The 17,417-nt window shown below is 34.7% G+C and carries 16 protein-coding genes and 1 tRNA gene; 14 read left to right on the top strand and 3 right to left on the bottom strand.

Annotated elements, in window-relative coordinates; genetic code table 11:
- Positions 1–3: 3 nt before the first annotated feature.
- The 3 genes from HQN85_RS00345 to HQN85_RS00335 all read right to left on the bottom strand — a co-directional run bounded on the left by HQN85_RS00345 (position 4) and on the right by HQN85_RS00335 (position 1,565).
- Positions 4–80 (bottom strand) — tRNA-Arg (locus HQN85_RS00345).
- A gap of 86 nt (positions 81–166) precedes the next feature.
- Complete coding sequence (locus HQN85_RS00340; protein ID WP_173268359.1) at positions 167–631, bottom strand: redoxin domain-containing protein; 465 nt, start codon at positions 629–631, stop codon at positions 167–169.
- Positions 632–650: 19 nt separating this feature from the next.
- Positions 651–1,565, bottom strand: a complete 915-nt coding sequence (locus HQN85_RS00335) for an SDR family oxidoreductase (protein ID WP_173268358.1) — start codon at positions 1,563–1,565, stop codon at positions 651–653.
- Between the two features lie 151 nt (positions 1,566–1,716).
- On the opposite strand from HQN85_RS00335, the gene atpD reads away from it, so the two are divergent.
- The 14 genes from atpD (at position 1,717) to leuB (ending at position 17,415) form a co-directional block, all read left to right on the top strand.
- Positions 1,717–3,219: a F0F1 ATP synthase subunit beta gene (gene atpD / locus HQN85_RS00330; RefSeq protein ID WP_173268357.1), complete on the top strand. Its 1,503-nt coding sequence runs from the start codon at positions 1,717–1,719 to the stop codon at positions 3,217–3,219.
- Between the two features lie 115 nt (positions 3,220–3,334).
- Positions 3,335–3,580 (top strand): ATP synthase F1 subunit epsilon, encoded by a 246-nt coding sequence (gene atpC, locus HQN85_RS00325; RefSeq protein ID WP_173268356.1) that lies wholly within the window; start codon positions 3,335–3,337, stop codon positions 3,578–3,580.
- A 77-nt stretch (positions 3,581–3,657) separates the two neighbouring features.
- Positions 3,658–4,332 (top strand): TMEM175 family protein, encoded by a 675-nt coding sequence (locus HQN85_RS00320; RefSeq protein ID WP_173268355.1) that lies wholly within the window; start codon positions 3,658–3,660, stop codon positions 4,330–4,332.
- 526 nt (positions 4,333–4,858) lie between these two features.
- A complete protein-coding gene (locus HQN85_RS00315; RefSeq protein WP_173268354.1) occupies positions 4,859–5,749 on the top strand; it encodes a branched-chain amino acid transaminase in 891 nt (296 codons plus the stop codon).
- Positions 5,750–5,798: 49 nt separating this feature from the next.
- Positions 5,799–7,484, top strand: a complete 1,686-nt coding sequence (gene ilvD, locus HQN85_RS00310) for a dihydroxy-acid dehydratase (protein WP_173268353.1) — start codon at positions 5,799–5,801, stop codon at positions 7,482–7,484.
- 42 nt (positions 7,485–7,526) lie between these two features.
- On the top strand, positions 7,527–9,278 hold the full coding sequence (gene ilvB, locus HQN85_RS00305; RefSeq protein ID WP_173268352.1) for a biosynthetic-type acetolactate synthase large subunit: 1,752 nt from the start codon (positions 7,527–7,529) through the stop codon (positions 9,276–9,278).
- A gap of 23 nt (positions 9,279–9,301) precedes the next feature.
- Positions 9,302–9,937 (top strand): acetolactate synthase small subunit, encoded by a 636-nt coding sequence (ilvN, locus tag HQN85_RS00300; RefSeq protein WP_173268351.1) that lies wholly within the window; start codon positions 9,302–9,304, stop codon positions 9,935–9,937.
- 21 nt (positions 9,938–9,958) lie between these two features.
- Positions 9,959–10,351 (top strand): glyoxalase superfamily protein, encoded by a 393-nt coding sequence (locus HQN85_RS00295; protein ID WP_173268350.1) that lies wholly within the window; start codon positions 9,959–9,961, stop codon positions 10,349–10,351.
- A gap of 156 nt (positions 10,352–10,507) precedes the next feature.
- On the top strand, positions 10,508–11,989 hold the full coding sequence (gene ilvC / locus HQN85_RS00290; RefSeq protein WP_173268349.1) for a ketol-acid reductoisomerase: 1,482 nt from the start codon (positions 10,508–10,510) through the stop codon (positions 11,987–11,989).
- 60 nt (positions 11,990–12,049) lie between these two features.
- Positions 12,050–13,459 (top strand): 3-isopropylmalate dehydratase large subunit, encoded by a 1,410-nt coding sequence (gene leuC, locus HQN85_RS00285; RefSeq protein WP_173268348.1) that lies wholly within the window; start codon positions 12,050–12,052, stop codon positions 13,457–13,459.
- A 12-nt stretch (positions 13,460–13,471) separates the two neighbouring features.
- On the top strand, positions 13,472–14,233 hold the full coding sequence (locus tag HQN85_RS00280; RefSeq protein ID WP_173268347.1) for a class I SAM-dependent methyltransferase: 762 nt from the start codon (positions 13,472–13,474) through the stop codon (positions 14,231–14,233).
- 28 nt (positions 14,234–14,261) lie between these two features.
- A complete protein-coding gene (gene leuD / locus HQN85_RS00275) occupies positions 14,262–14,846 on the top strand; it encodes a 3-isopropylmalate dehydratase small subunit (protein WP_173268346.1) in 585 nt (194 codons plus the stop codon).
- Positions 14,846–16,321 carry an ATP-binding cassette domain-containing protein gene (locus tag HQN85_RS00270; RefSeq protein WP_173268345.1) on the top strand — a complete coding sequence of 492 codons (1,476 nt, stop codon included), beginning with the start codon at positions 14,846–14,848 and terminating at the stop codon, positions 16,319–16,321. Before leuD ends, HQN85_RS00270 begins: the two co-directional genes overlap by 1 nt.
- A complete protein-coding gene (gene leuB, locus HQN85_RS00265; RefSeq protein WP_173268344.1) occupies positions 16,321–17,415 on the top strand; it encodes a 3-isopropylmalate dehydrogenase in 1,095 nt (364 codons plus the stop codon). Before HQN85_RS00270 ends, leuB begins: the two co-directional genes overlap by 1 nt.
- Positions 17,416–17,417 lie beyond the last annotated feature (2 nt).

Genomic DNA, 17,417 nt, shown 5'->3' with positions numbered 1-17,417 from the left:
ATTTGGTGCACTTGTAGGGATTCGAACCCCAAACCTTCTCATCCGTAGTGAGATGCTCTATCCAGTTGAGCTACAAATGCGAATGTTACTATTTCCGTATGGTTAACGGACTGCAAAAGTAACGCTTGAAATTCAATTTAACAATTTTTTTCTTTAATAATTGAAATTAATCGGTTACTAGTTTTTTAATTGCATCAAAATCAGGTAAATCTGTTGCAACATCTAAAACCTCTGCGTACTTAATTATGCCTTGTTCATCAATTACAAAAGCAGCTCTCTTAGAAACTCCTTTTAAATTAAATACAAATTCTTCATAAAAAGCACCAAACGCTTGAGATACTTCTTTGTTAAAATCAGACAATAAAGGAAATTGATAAAACTGTTCCTCCTTAAATTTTGCTAACGCAAAAGGAGAATCAACAGATATGGCAGCAATAGATGCATTCATACCTTCATAAAAACCAAAGCTATCTCTCATAGTGCACAATTGAGTAGTACATGTGCCTGTAAATGCTAATGGGAAAAAGTGTAGAACCAATTTTTTTCCTTTATAATCACTTAATGAAACCTCTTTTAGTTCTGAACTAAATAATTTAAAATCTGGGGCTTTATCGCCAACTCTTAGTGCCATATTCTTGTTTAATTTCTATCTAACTGTTATTTCTTGCTTTAAGCTGTTGATCTACTATTGCAAGTCCTTCTTCAAAGCTATGTGGTTGATAATTTAATTCAGTCATCGCTTTGTCTAAAATAAACCCAGTACGAGCAGGTCTCTTTGCAGTTTGGTTAAGAGTATTAGCACTAATTTCATTAATTAAGCTTTTATCTAAATTCCAAAAATCAGCTACTCTCGCAACTAACTCAGAAATACTCATCATATCTTTTCCAGAAATATTGTACACCCCTTGTGCATGATGCATAACAGCTAATAAACAACCATCAGCAAGATCCTCCGCCAAAGTTGGCATACGCCACTGATCATTCACAATATTTAAAGGCTGTCCCTTTTCTAATGCGCCTTTTGCCCAAAGTACAATATTACTTCTACTCATATCGCTTACAATACCATACACAATAATGGTTCGAAGAATAGCCCATTTGCATTTAGATTTTTTAATAGCTTCTTCTGCCAATAATTTTGTTTCTCCATAATAACTTAATGGATTTGGCGCAGCTTCTTCACTATAAGGGCCATCTTCTCCGTCGAATATAAAATCGGTTGATAAATGAACGAGTTGAATATCGAGTTGCTCACAGATAGCGATTAATGTTATAACAGATTCCACATTTAAATCAAATGCTAATTCTTTTTGATCCTCACAAGTATCCACATTTGTCATTGCTGCTGTATGAATAATTGCATCAGGTTTATATTTCTCAATAACCGTTTTTACTTCATCCGGATTTAAGATATCCATATCAGCATATATATATCCCTCCTTAACAGGAAAACGATTTTCTCCTTTTGAAGTAGCTATTAGATTAACCCCACCTTCTTTTAAAATTTTCTCGGTAATTTTTTGCCCTAAAAGCCCATTACTGCCTGTTACTAATATGGTTTTCATAGGTGCTAAATTATCGATTAAATTTGTGTGGAAAAATCTTTTATTTATATATAAAATTTACATTGAAAAATCTTAACTTTGCAAACCGAATTGCGGGTGTATAAAAACGCCTTTAACATTTTGATTTTTATAATTTTACCAAAAACAATATATGCCTAACATTGGAAAAATAGCGCAGATCATAGGACCGGTAGTTGACGTAAGTTTCGCTAACGATGCCCATTTACCTAAAATTTTCTCTGCATTAGAGATTACTAAAGAAAACGGACAAAAGATAGTTCTTGAAGTTCAACAACACCTTGGTGAAGACCGTGTACGTGCCATTGCGATGGATTCTACAGATGGTTTGGTACGTGGGATGGAAGCATTAGACACTGGTGCTCCTATCAAAATGCCAGTTGGCGATCAAATTAAAGGTCGTTTGTTTAACGTAGTTGGAGAAGCTATCGATGGTATCAACACAGTCGATAAAACGGATGGTCGTCCAATTCACAATGCCCCTCCTAAATTTGATGAGCTTTCTACAGAAACTGAAGTACTTTTTACAGGTATTAAAGTTATCGATTTGTTAGAGCCGTATGCAAAAGGTGGTAAAATTGGTTTGTTTGGTGGTGCGGGTGTAGGTAAAACTGTATTAATTATGGAGTTGGTAAATAATATTGCCAAAGCTTATGCAGGTTTATCAGTATTTGCTGGTGTAGGTGAGCGTACACGTGAGGGTAACGATCTTTTACGTGAGTTTATCGAATCTGGCGTAATCAACTATGGTGAAGATTTCTTACACTCAATGGAAAAAGGTGGATGGGATTTAAAAACTGTTGATACAGAAAAATTAAAAGAATCAAAAGCAACTTTGGTATTCGGTCAAATGAACGAACCTCCTGGTGCACGTGCTCGTGTAGCATTATCAGGGTTAACGGTTGCAGAATATTTCCGTGATGGCGATGGCGAAGGCGCTGGAAAAGATATCCTTTTCTTCGTTGATAACATCTTCCGTTTCACTCAAGCAGGTTCTGAGGTATCAGCACTATTAGGTCGTATGCCATCTGCGGTAGGTTACCAACCAACATTGGCAACTGAGATGGGTTTAATGCAAGAGCGTATTACATCAACTAAACGTGGATCAATTACCTCCGTACAAGCAGTATATGTACCTGCGGATGATTTAACTGACCCTGCTCCGGCTACAACTTTTGCCCACTTGGATGCAACTACAGTATTGTCTCGTAAAATTGCTGAATTAGGTATTTATCCTGCGGTAGATCCACTAGATTCTACTTCTCGTATCCTTTCTCCTGCTGTTTTAGGCGATGAGCACTATAATACTGCGCAACGCGTGAAAGAAACTTTACAACGTTACAAAGAATTACAAGATATCATTGCTATTTTGGGTATGGACGAATTATCTGAGGAAGATAAATTAGTGGTATCTAGAGCTCGTCGTGTACAACGTTTCTTATCTCAACCTTTCCACGTTGCTGAGCAATTTACAGGTTTAAAAGGTGTTTTAGTTGATATTAAAGATACCATCAAAGGATTTAACATGATCATGGATGGTGAAGTTGATGAATATCCAGAGGCTGCATTTAACTTAGTTGGTAGCATTGAAGAAGCTATCGAAAAAGGTAAAAAATTATTAGCAGAATCAAACTAGTATATAGTAGTTAGTACTTAGTATATAGATCCTTTCTCTAACCTAAGTACTATCTCATTAATTTATTTAGTTTGTTAGTCTAAATACTAACTGCTAAATACTAACTACTAAAAGAATGACTTTAGAAATATTAACTCCAGATAAAAAGGTTTTCGAAGGCGACGTAACTTCAGTTACCGTTCCAGGAACTTTAGGTTCTTTTCAAATTTTAAGAGGCCACGCTCCTATTATCTCTACATTAGAAGATGGTTTAGTAATTATTAAAGGAAATGCAGGCGAACAAAACTTTAACATTAAAGGTGGTGTAGTTGAAGTTCTGGACAATAAAATTATAGTTTTAGCAGAAGCAGTGCTTTCTTAAGTATAAATTTGCTAATTTGTAAAGCCCTTTGATAATTTCAAAGGGCTTTTTTATTTTTATATCATATAGCGCTCATTATGAAAAACGAAGATCAAGAAATTACTAAACAAGAAATTAAGAAAGAGTTCCAGCTAGAACGTATGATTTTATTTAGCGATGCCGTATTTGCAATCGTGATAACTTTAATGGCCATTGAAATTCATATACCCAAGTTGCCAGATGGTGTGCATTATACTCAAATTAGTTTTATTGATGCTTTAAAGCATGTTTATCCAACTATATTTGGTTATTTGTTAAGCTTTTTCTTTATCGGCGCAATGTGGTATAAACATCTCCAAATGTTTAGCTTATTAAAAGACTATGATAAAGGGCTAATTGTGAGAAATCTAATTTTCTTATGCTTTATTGGCTTGTTTCCATTCGGAGCTTCCTTAATTACATTACATTTAAGTTTTCTATTACCTGCATTTCTTTATTTCATCATTATCATTCTATGCATGGGTGCTCAATTATTTTTACATGACTATATATTAAATCGAAGCAAGAATATTATCATCAATGTAAATCATACCGATCAAAAATTAGATTTAAAAAAACGTATCTATTTATTAACGTTAATGGTTGTAATAGTTAGTTTAGGCTATATTACATATACCTTCTTTTTGGAGAAAGAAGACAAGTCATTAGCTATGTTATGGGCAATTGTCTTTATTCCAATTTCTATTTTTATTAATAAACGTCTAAAACTTTAGAAAGCTTAAACTATCGTAAAATCCTATAAAATTACTTCTATATTTTCTATGCTGTAAAGAGCTGAACTTTAGCTATTTTTTTAAGTTTCTTCAGCAAGCTGATCAATTTACGCAGAAAAATGGTTAATTACAATGCAAGCATAATAAACATACCGAATACCGAAATCATATTTAGTCTACTTATCACCACCATTAAAACTGAATAATATTAATATTTAGATATTTTATTCTATATTTGTTATAAATTCAAAATAAAATTTTTTTTAAATTATTTTTAATTTACTATTGCTTGTTTATGAACCAAAAACTAAATTGGTTTTATAAACAATAACAATGTATAACCCTCGATATTTAAGTTTAAGTTTAACGAATAAAGCTGATCATACATCTACTTTATATGTCATTCTTATCGCTATTATTCTGCTACTAAGTAAGCAGCAGGGGTCGCTATAAATGAATATTTAATACTCAAAATACCCAAAGCGTCCCAATTAAAGGGACGCTTTTTTTAAATAAAAAAATTAAAATGCAATACTATAATTCAAACACAGTAATTTATGTAAACGGACGCTTTGTTAAAGCTGAAGAGACAAAAACAGACTTATATGGTCAGTCGTTACATTATGGCTTTGCGGCTTTTGAAGGCATAAGAGCTTACAAAACTCATAATGCTACTCGAATATTTAAAATTAAAGAGCATTACGATAGATTACAACGCTCTTGTGAGTTGGTTAATATTCCATTTATATGGGATAAGAATGAGTTGATTAAACAAACTTATCGATTATTAGAATTGAATAATCTAAAAGATGCTTATATCCGCCCTTTAGTATATTGTGAACCAAACATGACCTTGATAGCTCCACAAAAAGCATCAATTATGATTTGTGCTTGGGAATGGGGTGCATATCTAGGTAGCAAACAACTTAAAGTTTGTGTTTCTCCTTTTCAAAGACCTAATCCAAAATCAACTTTTGTTGAAGCTAAAATTAGTGGGCATTATGTAAATTCTATTTTAGCTACAACTGATGCTAAAAGCAAAGGATTTGATGAAGCATTATTATTAGATATGAATGAAAATGTTGCTGAAGCACCAGGTGCAAACATTTTCATTGAGAAAAATGGAAAATTATACACCCCTAGTTTAGGAAATATCTTAGCAGGAATAACACGTAATACTGTTATTGAATTGTGCCATGTGCTTGACATTGAAATCATTGAAAAAAATATCAGCGTTGCTGAATTGAAGAAAGCAGATAGCGCATTTTTCTGTGGTACGGCGACCGAAATTATTGGCATTCACACTATTGATGACGTTGTTTTTAAACAAAAATGGAATGATAGTATAGGTGCTACTATACAAAGAGCCTACAAAAATTTAGTATTAGAGAAAGTAAATTATGAAGTAATAATCTAAGTTAAACAGACCTGAAAGTGAACAAATAAATCACCATTGAATAGATAAAATGAACGAAATCAATAAATACAGTAAAACATTTACACAAGATCCTACACAACCTGCAGCACAAGCGATGTTATACGGAATCGGATTGACCGATGCAGATATGAAAAAAGCACAAGTTGGCATTGCGAGTATGGGCTATGATGGGAACACATGCAATATGCATCTTAACGATTTAGCAAAAGATGTAAAAGCCGGTGTTTGGAAAAATGATTTAGTTGGATTAGTTTTTAATACCATTGGTGTAAGTGATGGAATGAGCAATGGTACCGATGGCATGCGTTATTCATTAGTTAGTCGCGATGTAATTGCAGATAGTATAGAAACCATTTGTGGTGGTCAATATTATGATGGTGTAATTGCAATTCCAGGCTGTGACAAAAATATGCCAGGTGCAATTATGGCAATGGCTCGCTTAGATCGCCCTTCAATTATGGTTTATGGTGGAACAATTGCACCTGGACATTACAAAGGCGAAGAATTAAATATTGTTTCTGCATTTGAAGCATTAGGACAGAAAATTTGTGGTAATCTCTCTGAAGAAGATTATCAAGGCATTATAAAACATACTTGCCCAGGTGCAGGTGCTTGTGGTGGAATGTATACTGCAAACACAATGGCATCAGCAATAGAAGCTTTAGGTATGAGTTTACCTTATTCTTCATCAAACCCTGCAGTAAGTGAAGAGAAAAAGCAAGAGTGTTTGGATGCTGGAAAATATATTAAAATCCTTTTAGAAAAAGATATTAAACCATCTGATATTATGACGCGAAAAGCATTTGAAAATGCAATTCGTTCTATTATCATTTTAGGTGGAAGCACAAATGCAGTGTTGCATTTTATTGCAATAGGAAAATCAGTTGGCGTAGAAATTACACAAGATGATTTCCAAAAAATGAGTGATGTAACTCCGGTTCTTGCTGATTTTAAACCCAGTGGAAAATATCTAATGCAAGATTTGCATCAACATGGTGGTATCCCAGCGGTGATGAAATATTTATTAAATGAAGGTTTATTACATGGCGATTGCTTAACTGTAACTGGAAAAACTGTAGCAGAGAATTTAGCTGATGTGAAATCTATCATGGATTATGAACAAAAAATCATTCAAAAACTAAGTGAGCCAATTAAAGCGACTGGTCACCTACAAATTCTTTATGGAAACTTGGCCGAAAAAGGTTCAGTAGCAAAAATTTCTGGTAAAGAAGGCGAAAAATTTGAAGGGCCAGCTCGTGTATTTGATGGTGAAAAAGACTTAGTTGCTGGAATTTCTTCTGGCCGAATTAAACATGGCGATGTTGTGGTTATTAAAAATGAAGGACCAGTTGGTGCACCCGGCATGCCAGAAATGTTAAAACCTACTTCATTAATTATTGGTGCAGGTTTAGGCAAATCAATAGCACTCATTACAGATGGTCGTTTTTCTGGTGGTACGCACGGTTTTGTAGTTGGCCACATTACTCCAGAAGCTTATAATGGTGGATTAATAGGTCTAGTAGAAGATGATGATCTGATTTTAATAGATGCCGTAAACAATGTAATTACCTTACAAGTAAGTGAAGAAATTATCGCTGAACGAAGAAAGAACTATAAACACCCTGCTCTAAAAGTAACTAAGGGTGTGCTTTATAAATATGCTAAAACAGTTTCAGACGCAGCAAACGGCTGTGTTACAGATGAAGACCTATAACCTACGAAGCAATTAAGAAGCTAAAGATTTACAATAAAGACTATGGAAACTGCACAGGAAACATTACAAACAATAGGGGCTAAAGCAGAAACCTCAACAAAAATTTTCAAAGGAACTGGTTCACAAGTCCTATTAAATGGATTGATTGAAGAAGGTGTACATACAGTCTTTGGTTATCCAGGAGGTGCAATTATGCCAATTTATGATGCATTATACGATTACGCGGATAAATTAAAACATATTTTGGTGCGTCATGAGCAAGGCGGAATTCATGCTGCCCAAGGTTTTGCAAGAGCCAGTGGTGAAGTTGGTGTTGTTTTTGCAACTAGCGGTCCTGGTGCAACAAACTTAGTAACAGGTTTAGCCGACGCTCAAATTGACAGTACTCCCCTAGTTTGTATTACAGGGCAAGTTTTTGCTCATTTATTGGGTACTGATGCTTTTCAAGAAACTGATGTTATTAATATCACTACCCCTGTAACTAAGTGGAATTATCAGGTTACTGATGCGAATGAAATTCAAGAAGTTTTAGCTAAGGCATTCCATATTGCTAAAAGTGGAAGACCAGGACCAGTTTTAATTGACATCACCAAAAATGCACAATTACAAATTGAAGAATTTCCAGCATATGTAAAATGTAATCACATTCGTAGTTATCGACCAAAACCAAAAGTTAGAATAGAATATATTGAAGAAGCTGCAGCGTTAATTAATTCAGCTAAAAAACCATTCATATTATTCGGGCAAGGTGTAGTTTTAGGCAAAGCCGAAGAAGAATTTAAAGCATTTATAAATAAAACTGGAATTCCAGCTGCTTGGACAATTATGGGTGAAGGTGCAATTCCAACTGCTCATCCGTTAAATGTAGGTATGTTGGGTATGCATGGTAATTATGGGCCAAATGTTTTAACCAATGAAGCTGATGTAATTATTGCGATCGGAATGCGTTTCGATGACCGTGTAACTGGTCGTTTAGATAAATATGCAAAGCAGGCAAAAATTATTCATTTAGATATTGATCCTGCCGAAATTGATAAAAATGTAAAAGCTGATGTTGGTGTTTGGGGTGATTGTAAAGAGACTTTACCACTGTTAACCAATTTGGCAAATGAAAATAAGCACGAAGATTGGTTAGCCAAATTTAGAGATTACAATCAACAAGAAATAGATCAGGTCATTACACCAGAACTTTACCCAACTGGGGATGAAATGACTATGGGCGAAGTATTGCGCAACATCAATGAAATATGTGGTGGCGACGCCGTAATTGTAACAGATGTTGGTCAGCATCAAATGGTTGCATGTCGTTATGCTAAATTTAACAACACACGTAGTAACATCACATCTGGTGGATTAGGTACGATGGGTTTTGGCTTACCTGCAGCAATTGGCGCTAAATATGGCGCTCCAGACAAAACAGTTATTGCTATAATTGGAGATGGCGGTTTCCAAATGACACCACAAGAGTTAGGTACCATTATGCAATTTGGTGCGGCAGTAAAAATTCTGATTTTAAACAATCGTTTTTTAGGAATGGTTCGCCAGTGGCAACAATTATTTCATGATAAACGCTACTCGTTTGTGAACATTACCAGTCCTGACTTTGTAGCATTAGCAAAAGCTTACTACATCGAGGCTGATAAAGTTGATGAACGTGCTAATTTGAGAAAAGCATTGGAAACAATGATTAATCACGAAGGCTCTTATCTACTTGAAATAATGGTTGGAAGAGAAAACAATGTTTTCCCAATGGTACCACAAGGTTGCAGCGTAAGTGAAATTAGATTAAAATAATTGGCCAATTAAAAGAGAGAAAAATGAGTACAATAGATCATTTCGAAAATAAAAACACCCCTTTAATTGATGGGAAAGAAGAATATACCATAACTGTTTATGCAGAAAACCGCATTGGTTTATTAAACAGAATTGCTATTATTTTTTCTAAAAGGAAAATAAACATTGAGAGCTTAAATACTTCGCCATCTGAAATTGAAGGTATACACCGCTTTAATATTGTAATACACGAAGGTTATGAAGTTGTTAGAAAACTTGCTCGTCAGATTGAAAAACAAATTGAAGTGTTAAAAGTATATTTTAATACGAATGATGAAATTATTTGGCAAGAACTTGCACTTTACAAAGTATCAACAGATGAAATTGCAGAGAAAGTAACTGTTGAGCGCTTATTGAGACAATATGGTGCAAGTGCAGTAGTAATTCGTAAAGATTATACGGTTTTCGCTGTAACTGGACATAAAGAAGAAACAGATGCACTAATAACCGCTTTAGAACCATACGAACTAATTGAATTTGTACGTAGTGCAAGAGTTGCAATTATCAAAGATAGTGCTGGTTTCCACGAAAAATTGAAAGAATTTGAAGCTATTGAGCCAGGTGAAGAATTGGTGGAAAATGAATTTTTAGAAAAAGGCGAAAAAATATTTACGATGTAATATTCTAAAGCATTAAGAGATATGAAACTTATAAATGTTGTACCCGTTTTAAGAATATTCGACTACGATAAAACCATTGAATTTTATGTCGAGTGGTTAGGCTTTAAAATAGATTGGGAGCACAGATTTGAAGAAAATACACCTGTCTATATGCAAGTTTCGCTAGGCGATATTATTTTGCATTTAAGCGAGCATCATGGCGACGCATCACCTGGCGGAAATGTATTTATTCGTTGCGAAGGCGTAAAGGAGTTTCATAAACAATTGATTGCAAAGAAATATAAATACAATCGACCGGGGTTGGAGGAAACTTTTTATGGCAGTTGGTGCGTCACAGTGAGCGATCCTTTTTACAATAAAATTTCATTTAATGAGGATATTGATAAGGTAGAGAAAGTGCAACCTGACAAATGAAAACAGACAATATTTAAATAAACCCGATCGAAATGGAAAGCCCACAGCGTAGCGAGGACTTGAAATGAAAAGCGGGGCTGAAGAAACCGAAAAGCAATGAACCTGCTTTTCAAAATAAATTAAAACATAAACTAATAAAGAAATAAACAAAAAACAATGGCAAATTATTTTAACACATTACCACTTAGAGAAAAACTAAACCAATTGGGCGTTTGTGATTTTATGGACAGTTCTGAATTTTTAGACGGCGTAAATGCTTTAAAAGGTAAAAAATTGGTAATTGTAGGTTGCGGTGCACAAGGTTTAAATCAAGGTTTAAATTTAAGAGATAGCGGTTTAAATATTGCTTATGCATTGCGTAAAGAAGCTATCGAAGGTAAAAGAGATTCTTGGAAAAATGCAACAGATAATAATTTTACCGTAGGCACGTACGAAGAATTAATTCCGACTGCAGATGTGGTAATTAATCTTACGCCAGATAAACAACATACCTCGGTGGTAAATGCGGTAATGCCATTGATGAAAGAAGGTGCTACTTTATCATACTCACACGGTTTTAATATTGTAGAAGAAGGCACGCAAATCCGTAAAGACTTAACAGTGATTATGGTAGCTCCAAAATGCCCTGGAAGTGAAGTTAGAGCAGAATATGTAAGAGGTTTTGGTGTGCCAACTTTAATTGCGGTGCACCCAGAAAATGATCCTCAAGGTAAAGGTTTAGCACAAGCAAAAGCATATTGTGTAGGTACTGGTGGGCATAAAGCGGGTGTGTTAAAATCATCTTTTGTTGCCGAAGTAAAATCTGATTTAATGGGCGAGCAAACTATCTTATGCGGTTTGTTGCAAACTGGTTCTATTTTATCTTTTGATAAAATGGTTGAAAAAGGAATTGATGCTGGTTATGCTTCTAAATTAGTTCAATATGGTGTAGAAGTAATTACTGAAGCTTTAAAACAAGGTGGTATTACTGCTATGATGGATAGATTGAGTAATCCTGCTAAAATTAAAGCATTCGAAATCTCGGAAGAATTAAAAGACATTATGCGTCCGTTATTTCAGAAACACCAAGATGATATTATGAGCGGTGAATTTAGCCGTATCATGATGGAAGATTGGGCAAACGGTGATAAAAATTTACTGGCTTGGAGAGCTGAAACTGGAGAAACTGCTTTCGAAAAAACACCAGCTGGAGATGTAAAAATTGGCGAACAAGAATATTTCGATAACTATACTTTAATGGTTGCTTTTGTTAGAGCTGGTGTTGAGTTAGCTTTTGAAACTATGGTTCAGGCAGGTATTAAACCAGAATCTGCGTATTACGAATCATTACACGAAACACCATTAATTGCAAACACAATTGCTCGTAAAAAATTATTCGAAATGAACCGTGTAATTTCTGATACTGCAGAATATGGTTGTTATCTATTTGATCAGGCTTGTAAACCATTATTAGCTGATTTTATGAAAAAGGTAGATACTGATTTAGTTGGTAAAAACTTTAATGATGATAAAGATGGAGCAGTTGATAATAGAACTTTAATTGCAGTAAATGAGGCTATCCGTTCTCATCAAGTAGAGCAAATTGGTTCTACTTTACGCAAAGCGATGACAGCAATGAAATCAATTAAAACAGCTTAGAAAATAAAGAATGTCAATCTGAGCTTGTCGAAGATTAACAAACATTAAATAAAAAATAAGATGTCAAAAACATTAGTAGAAAAAATTTGGAATGCTCATGTAGTAAAAAGTGAAGCAGGATTTCCTGATATTTTATACATTGATACACATTTCATTCACGAGGTAACTAGCCCGCAAGCTTTTGACGGTTTGCGCAAACGTGGATTACCAGTTTTTAGACCAAAGCAAACCATTGCTACTGCCGATCATAATGTGCCAACTCTAAATCAGCATTTACCTATTAAAGAAGAGCTTTCTCGATATCAGGTAGATATGTTGACTAAAAATTGTGCTGAATTTGGCGTTGAACTATATGGTTTAGGCCATCCTTTTCAAGGTATTGTTCACGTAATTGGGCCAGAATTAGGAATTACACAACCAGGTGCTACGATAGTTTGTGGCGATAGTCATACATCAACACATGGTGCTTTTGGCAGCATTGCCTTTGGTATTGGTACTTCTCAAGTTGAACAGGTGATGGCAACGCAATGTTTATTGCAGCAAAAACCTAAAACCATGAAAATTGAAGTGAATGGTGAAACTGGTATTGGTGTAAGCGCTAAAGATATTATCCTTTATATTATATCTCAAATTTCTGCCGCTGGCGGAACAGGCTATTTTATTGAATATGCCGGTTCGGCAATCACTTCTTTAAGTATGGAAGCCAGAATGACCATCTGCAATATGAGTATCGAAATGGGTGCTCGTGGTGGATTGATTGCACCTGATGAAACTACTTTTGAGTATTTAAAAGGAAAAGAATTTAGTCCGAAAGGAGAAGAATGGGATAAAGCAGTAGCAAAATGGAAAACTTTATACAGCGATGCTGATGCGCATTTTGATAAAGTATTAACGTTTAACGCAGCTGATATAGAACCAATGATTACTTACGGTACAAACCCAGGAATGGGAATGGGAATTACTCAAAATGTACCAGCAACTAATAAACAGGCTGTTCCAGAACAATTATCATATCAAAAAGCATTGAATTATATGGGCATTGCCGATAATTCTCCTTTGCTAGGAAAACCGATCGACTATGTTTTTATTGGCTCATGCACCAATTCCAGAATGGAAGATTTACGTGAAGTTGCAAATTTTGTAGAAGGTAAGCATAAAGCTGATGGAGTAACGGTATGGATTGTGCCTGGTTCTAAACAAATTGAGCAGCAAGCAATTGCCGAAGGTTTAGACAAAATATTTGAAGCAGCTGGTTTCCAATTACGTGAGCCTGGTTGCAGTGCTTGCTTAGGGATGAACGAAGACAAAATTCCGGCAGGTAAGTATTGTGTTTCTACATCGAATAGAAATTTTGAGGGCAGACAAGGGCAAAATGCAAGAACATTATTAGCTAGTCCACTTACAGCCGCAGCCGCAGCAGTTACCGGACGGGTTACTGATGTGAGAGAATTATTAGCAGAACACGTATAAAAATAAAAAGAGATGCCAGAAATATATTGGGATAGCAAACTATATGACAAACAACATCATTTTGTATCTGATTACGGTGCAGATGTTGTGCAGTGGCTTGCGCCAAAAACTGGCGAACAAATTTTAGATGTAGGTTGTGGAACTGGTCAATTAGCTGCTCAAATTGCTGAAAATGGAGCTCACGTAACTGGAGTTGATGCTTCATTAGAAATGATTAATAGTGCTAAAGTTGCTCATCCAAGCTTAGATTTTAAAGTAGTTGATGCAACTCAATTACCGTTTGAAAATAAGTTTGATGCCATTTTTAGCAACGCAACTTTCCATTGGATAGAAAACCAAGATGCATTAATAAAAGGATTGTTCAAAAGTTTAAAAACTGGTGGAAGATTAGTTGCAGAGTTTGGCGGCAAAGGAAATGTTAAAAGTATAACTGATGCTATTGAGTCGGCGGCCAGCCAATTGAATTTGACCGATCAAATTGTAACTGATTTTTGGTTCTTTCCATCGGTAAGTACATACACTACCTTATTGGAAAACCAAGGTTTCGAAGTTGAGCAGGCTTGGTTATTTGATAGACCAACACACTTAAATGGTGAAGACGGAATGTACATCTGGATTAATCAATTTGCACAACATACATTTAAAAAACTAACTCCGGTACAAGCCGAAGATGTTAAAAATTTAGCTGTACAACTACTAAAACCCAACTATTTTAAAAATGGAGAATGGGTTGCAGATTATAAAAGATTGAGAATTAAAGCTTGGAAGAAATAGGCCTCGAAGGCAATAATTAATAGAAAGAATGAAAAAATTCGAAAAATTAACATCGGCTATAGTGCCTTTAAATATAGAAAATATTGATACCGACCAGATTATACCTGCAAGGTTTTTAAAAGCAACTACACGAGAAGGTTTTGGCGAAAATTTATTTTGCGATTGGCGTTACGATGAAAATCGTAATCCAAAGCCAGATTTTGTTTTAAATGATAAAACCTATGCTGGTAAAATATTAGTAGCTGGTAAAAACTTTGGTTGCGGTAGTAGCCGTGAGCATGCCGCTTGGGCAATACAAGATGCTGGTTTTGATGCTGTAGTAAGCAGCTTTTTCGCTGATATTTTTAAAGGGAATGCTTTAAATAATGGCCTTTTACCAGTTCAAGTAAGCGATGACTTCTTGCATCAACTATTTATTGAAGTAGCAAAAAACCACGAAAATGAAGTAGAAATTGATTTAGAAAAACAGACAATCACTATTCTAAGTACTGGTCAACAAGAAACTTTTGAGATTAATCCTTATAAAAAATCATGTTTAATTAATGGTTACGATGATATCGATTTTATCTTAAATCAAAAGCAATTAGTAGAAGAATTCGAACAAACAAAGTAATGTTAAAGCCAGTCGTCCATATTGAAAATTTAACCTTAAAACACCAACACAAATTGGTGTTAATAGATTTGAATTGGATCATAAATCGTGGGGAAAACTGGTTATTAAGCGGAAAAAGTGGCAGCGGAAAAACTTCATTAGTTAAATTAATTGCAGGCATACTAAGTGCTAGTGGAAACATTAAAATTGAGCTTGATCCTACTCATAAATTGCCTGCAAAAACATTATATGTGGCAAGTTGGTATCAATTTAAAGATTTAGAAGGCGATTCTAACTTTTATTATCAGCAACGCTACAATAGTCAACAAGCGCATCGCACACATACTGTTTATACCGAATTACTGAAATACGGTCAGGAAAATCAACTTGATTTTGAGAACCTTGATCATATTTTGAATGCCTTAAACTTTACTGAATTAAAGGATGTGCAATTAATTCAGTTATCGAGCGGAGAACACAAAAAATTGCAATTAATTAAGGCATTATGGCTAAAACCGCAATTGCTAATTTTAGATCAACCTTATACCGGATTAGATGCGCTCTCGCGTAAAAACTTAAGTGAATTATTGAACGAGATTTCTACCGAAGGTGTTCAATTAATTATGATCTGTGACCAAACAGAGTTACCAACTTGCATTAATCGCTTTGCTGAAATAAAAGATGGAAGTTTAACTGTTGCCAAATCGTTAGAATCTGTATCAGTTTTACCTAAAAAAATAGTAAAAAGCATTCCAAATTTCTTAAGTAAAGCACCTGTTTCTAGTAGTGAAATTTTAATCAGCATGACTGATGTAAATATTAGTTATGGCGAAAAAAAGGTATTGAAACATATCAACTGGGAAGTTAAAGCTGGAGAAAAATGGTTGTTACAAGGTCATAACGGTTCTGGAAAATCAACTTTATTAAGTTTAATAAATGGCGATCATCCTCAAGCTTATGCGAACAACATTCACCTATTTGGCAATAAAAGAGGAAGCGGAGAAAGCATTTGGGAAATTAAAGCACATATTGGATTAATATCACCAGAATTGCATTGGTATTTCGATGCATCAGCAACGGTTTTTCAAAGTATCGCTTCTGGTTTTTTCGATAGTTCAGGTTTATTTAAAACAATTGGAGCAGAGAAACAGGCTCAAGTAGAAGAACTAATTGATTATTTCGAGCTTAATGAATATAAAAACGAGTTATTAAAAGTACTTCCACTTGGTAAACAAAGATTGGTTTTATTGGCAAGAACAATCATTAAAAATCCAGAATTACTCATACTAGATGAACCTTGTCAAGGTCTAGATCAGCAACAAACAGAGCATTTTAATCACTTAATAGACGAGCTGTGTACCAACGGAATGGCTTTAATTTACGTTGGCCATTTTGAAACACAACTACCAGCTTGCCTCACTCATAAATTGCTGTTAAACAACGGCGAAGTAATAGAAAATATAAAAGCATACCACACAAAAAAAGAATTAGCATAATGAACAAGCATATTTTAGTTATTCCTGGAGATGGAATTGGACCAGAAGTTACCCAATGGGGAAAAGCAGCATTGGAGCATATTGCCACAACTTACAATCATAATTTTACGTTTGATGAAGCCCTAATGGGTCATGCTGCAATTGAAGCTACAGGAAATCCATTACCAGATGAAACTTTAGAAAAAGCTAAAAAAAGTGATGCGATTTTATTTGGTGCAGTTGGTCATGCGAAATATGATAATGATCCTTCGTTAAAAGTTAGACCAGAACAAGGTTTGCTTAAAATTAGAAAAGAATTAGGTTTATATGCTAATCTTCGCCCTATTTTATTATTTGACGAACTTTTACATGCCTCAAGTATTAAACCTACAATTTTAAAAGGAACTGATATTTTGTTTTTCAGAGAATTAACAGGCGATGTTTATTTTGGAGAAAAAACACGTTCAGAAGATAGAGCTACAGCCTCCGATTTAATGATTTACCACAAATATGAAGTTGAACGTATTGCACACAAAGCATACGCAGCAGCTCGTCAACGTAGTGGAAAATTATGTTCAGTAGATAAAGCAAATGTGTTAGAGAGCTCTCGTCTATGGAGAGAAACTGTTCAAGAAATTTCAAAACAATATCCTGATGTAGAAACTACCCATATGTTTATTGATAATGCTGCTATGCAATTAATTAAAGATCCAAAACAATTTGATGTAGTATTAACTGCCAATTTATTTGGAGATATCTTAACAGATGAGGCATCACAAATTGCAGGTTCTATGGGCATGTTAGCCTCTGCATCTATAGGTGATGGCACTGGATTTTTTGAACCAATTCATGGTTCGGCTCATGATATTACAGGCAAAGATTTAGCAAATCCATTGGCCTCTATCCTATCAGCTGCGCTAATGCTCGAAATTAGTTTTGGGCTGAAAGAAGAAGCTAAAACTTTGGTAAATGCTGTAGACAAAGTTTTAAAAGAAGGTTTTAGAACCAACGATATTGCCGATAGCACAACCAATAGATACAAAGTATTAGGCACCAAAGAAATGGGCAAATTAGTCTTAAAATATTTATCACAAACCGTTACCATTAATTCATAAAG

This window comes from Pedobacter boryungensis, from assembly GCF_013204825.1.
GTDB lineage: Bacteria > Bacteroidota > Bacteroidia > Sphingobacteriales > Sphingobacteriaceae > Pedobacter > Pedobacter boryungensis.
This window is presented reverse-complemented; position numbering and strand designations above follow the sequence as displayed.

What these genes read in the sequence shown, in the direction of transcription:
- HQN85_RS00340 (WP_173268359.1), bottom strand. Translation starts at nt 631, where the DNA reads ATGGCACTAAGAGTTGGCGATAAAGCCCCAGATTTTAAATTATTTAGT.
- HQN85_RS00335 (WP_173268358.1), bottom strand. Translation starts at nt 1,565, where the DNA reads ATGAAAACCATATTAGTAACAGGCAGTAATGGGCTTTTAGGGCAAAAA.
- atpD (WP_173268357.1), top strand. Translation starts at nt 1,717, where the DNA reads ATGCCTAACATTGGAAAAATAGCGCAGATCATAGGACCGGTAGTTGAC.
- atpC (WP_173268356.1), top strand. Translation starts at nt 3,335, where the DNA reads ATGACTTTAGAAATATTAACTCCAGATAAAAAGGTTTTCGAAGGCGAC.
- HQN85_RS00320 (WP_173268355.1), top strand. Translation starts at nt 3,658, where the DNA reads ATGAAAAACGAAGATCAAGAAATTACTAAACAAGAAATTAAGAAAGAG.
- HQN85_RS00315 (WP_173268354.1), top strand. Translation starts at nt 4,859, where the DNA reads ATGCAATACTATAATTCAAACACAGTAATTTATGTAAACGGACGCTTT.
- ilvD (WP_173268353.1), top strand. Translation starts at nt 5,799, where the DNA reads ATGAACGAAATCAATAAATACAGTAAAACATTTACACAAGATCCTACA.
- ilvB (WP_173268352.1), top strand. Translation starts at nt 7,527, where the DNA reads ATGGAAACTGCACAGGAAACATTACAAACAATAGGGGCTAAAGCAGAA.
- ilvN (WP_173268351.1), top strand. Translation starts at nt 9,302, where the DNA reads ATGAGTACAATAGATCATTTCGAAAATAAAAACACCCCTTTAATTGAT.
- HQN85_RS00295 (WP_173268350.1), top strand. Translation starts at nt 9,959, where the DNA reads ATGAAACTTATAAATGTTGTACCCGTTTTAAGAATATTCGACTACGAT.
- ilvC (WP_173268349.1), top strand. Translation starts at nt 10,508, where the DNA reads ATGGCAAATTATTTTAACACATTACCACTTAGAGAAAAACTAAACCAA.
- leuC (WP_173268348.1), top strand. Translation starts at nt 12,050, where the DNA reads ATGTCAAAAACATTAGTAGAAAAAATTTGGAATGCTCATGTAGTAAAA.
- HQN85_RS00280 (WP_173268347.1), top strand. Translation starts at nt 13,472, where the DNA reads ATGCCAGAAATATATTGGGATAGCAAACTATATGACAAACAACATCAT.
- leuD (WP_173268346.1), top strand. Translation starts at nt 14,262, where the DNA reads ATGAAAAAATTCGAAAAATTAACATCGGCTATAGTGCCTTTAAATATA.
- HQN85_RS00270 (WP_173268345.1), top strand. Translation starts at nt 14,846, where the DNA reads ATGTTAAAGCCAGTCGTCCATATTGAAAATTTAACCTTAAAACACCAA.
- leuB (WP_173268344.1), top strand. Translation starts at nt 16,321, where the DNA reads ATGAACAAGCATATTTTAGTTATTCCTGGAGATGGAATTGGACCAGAA.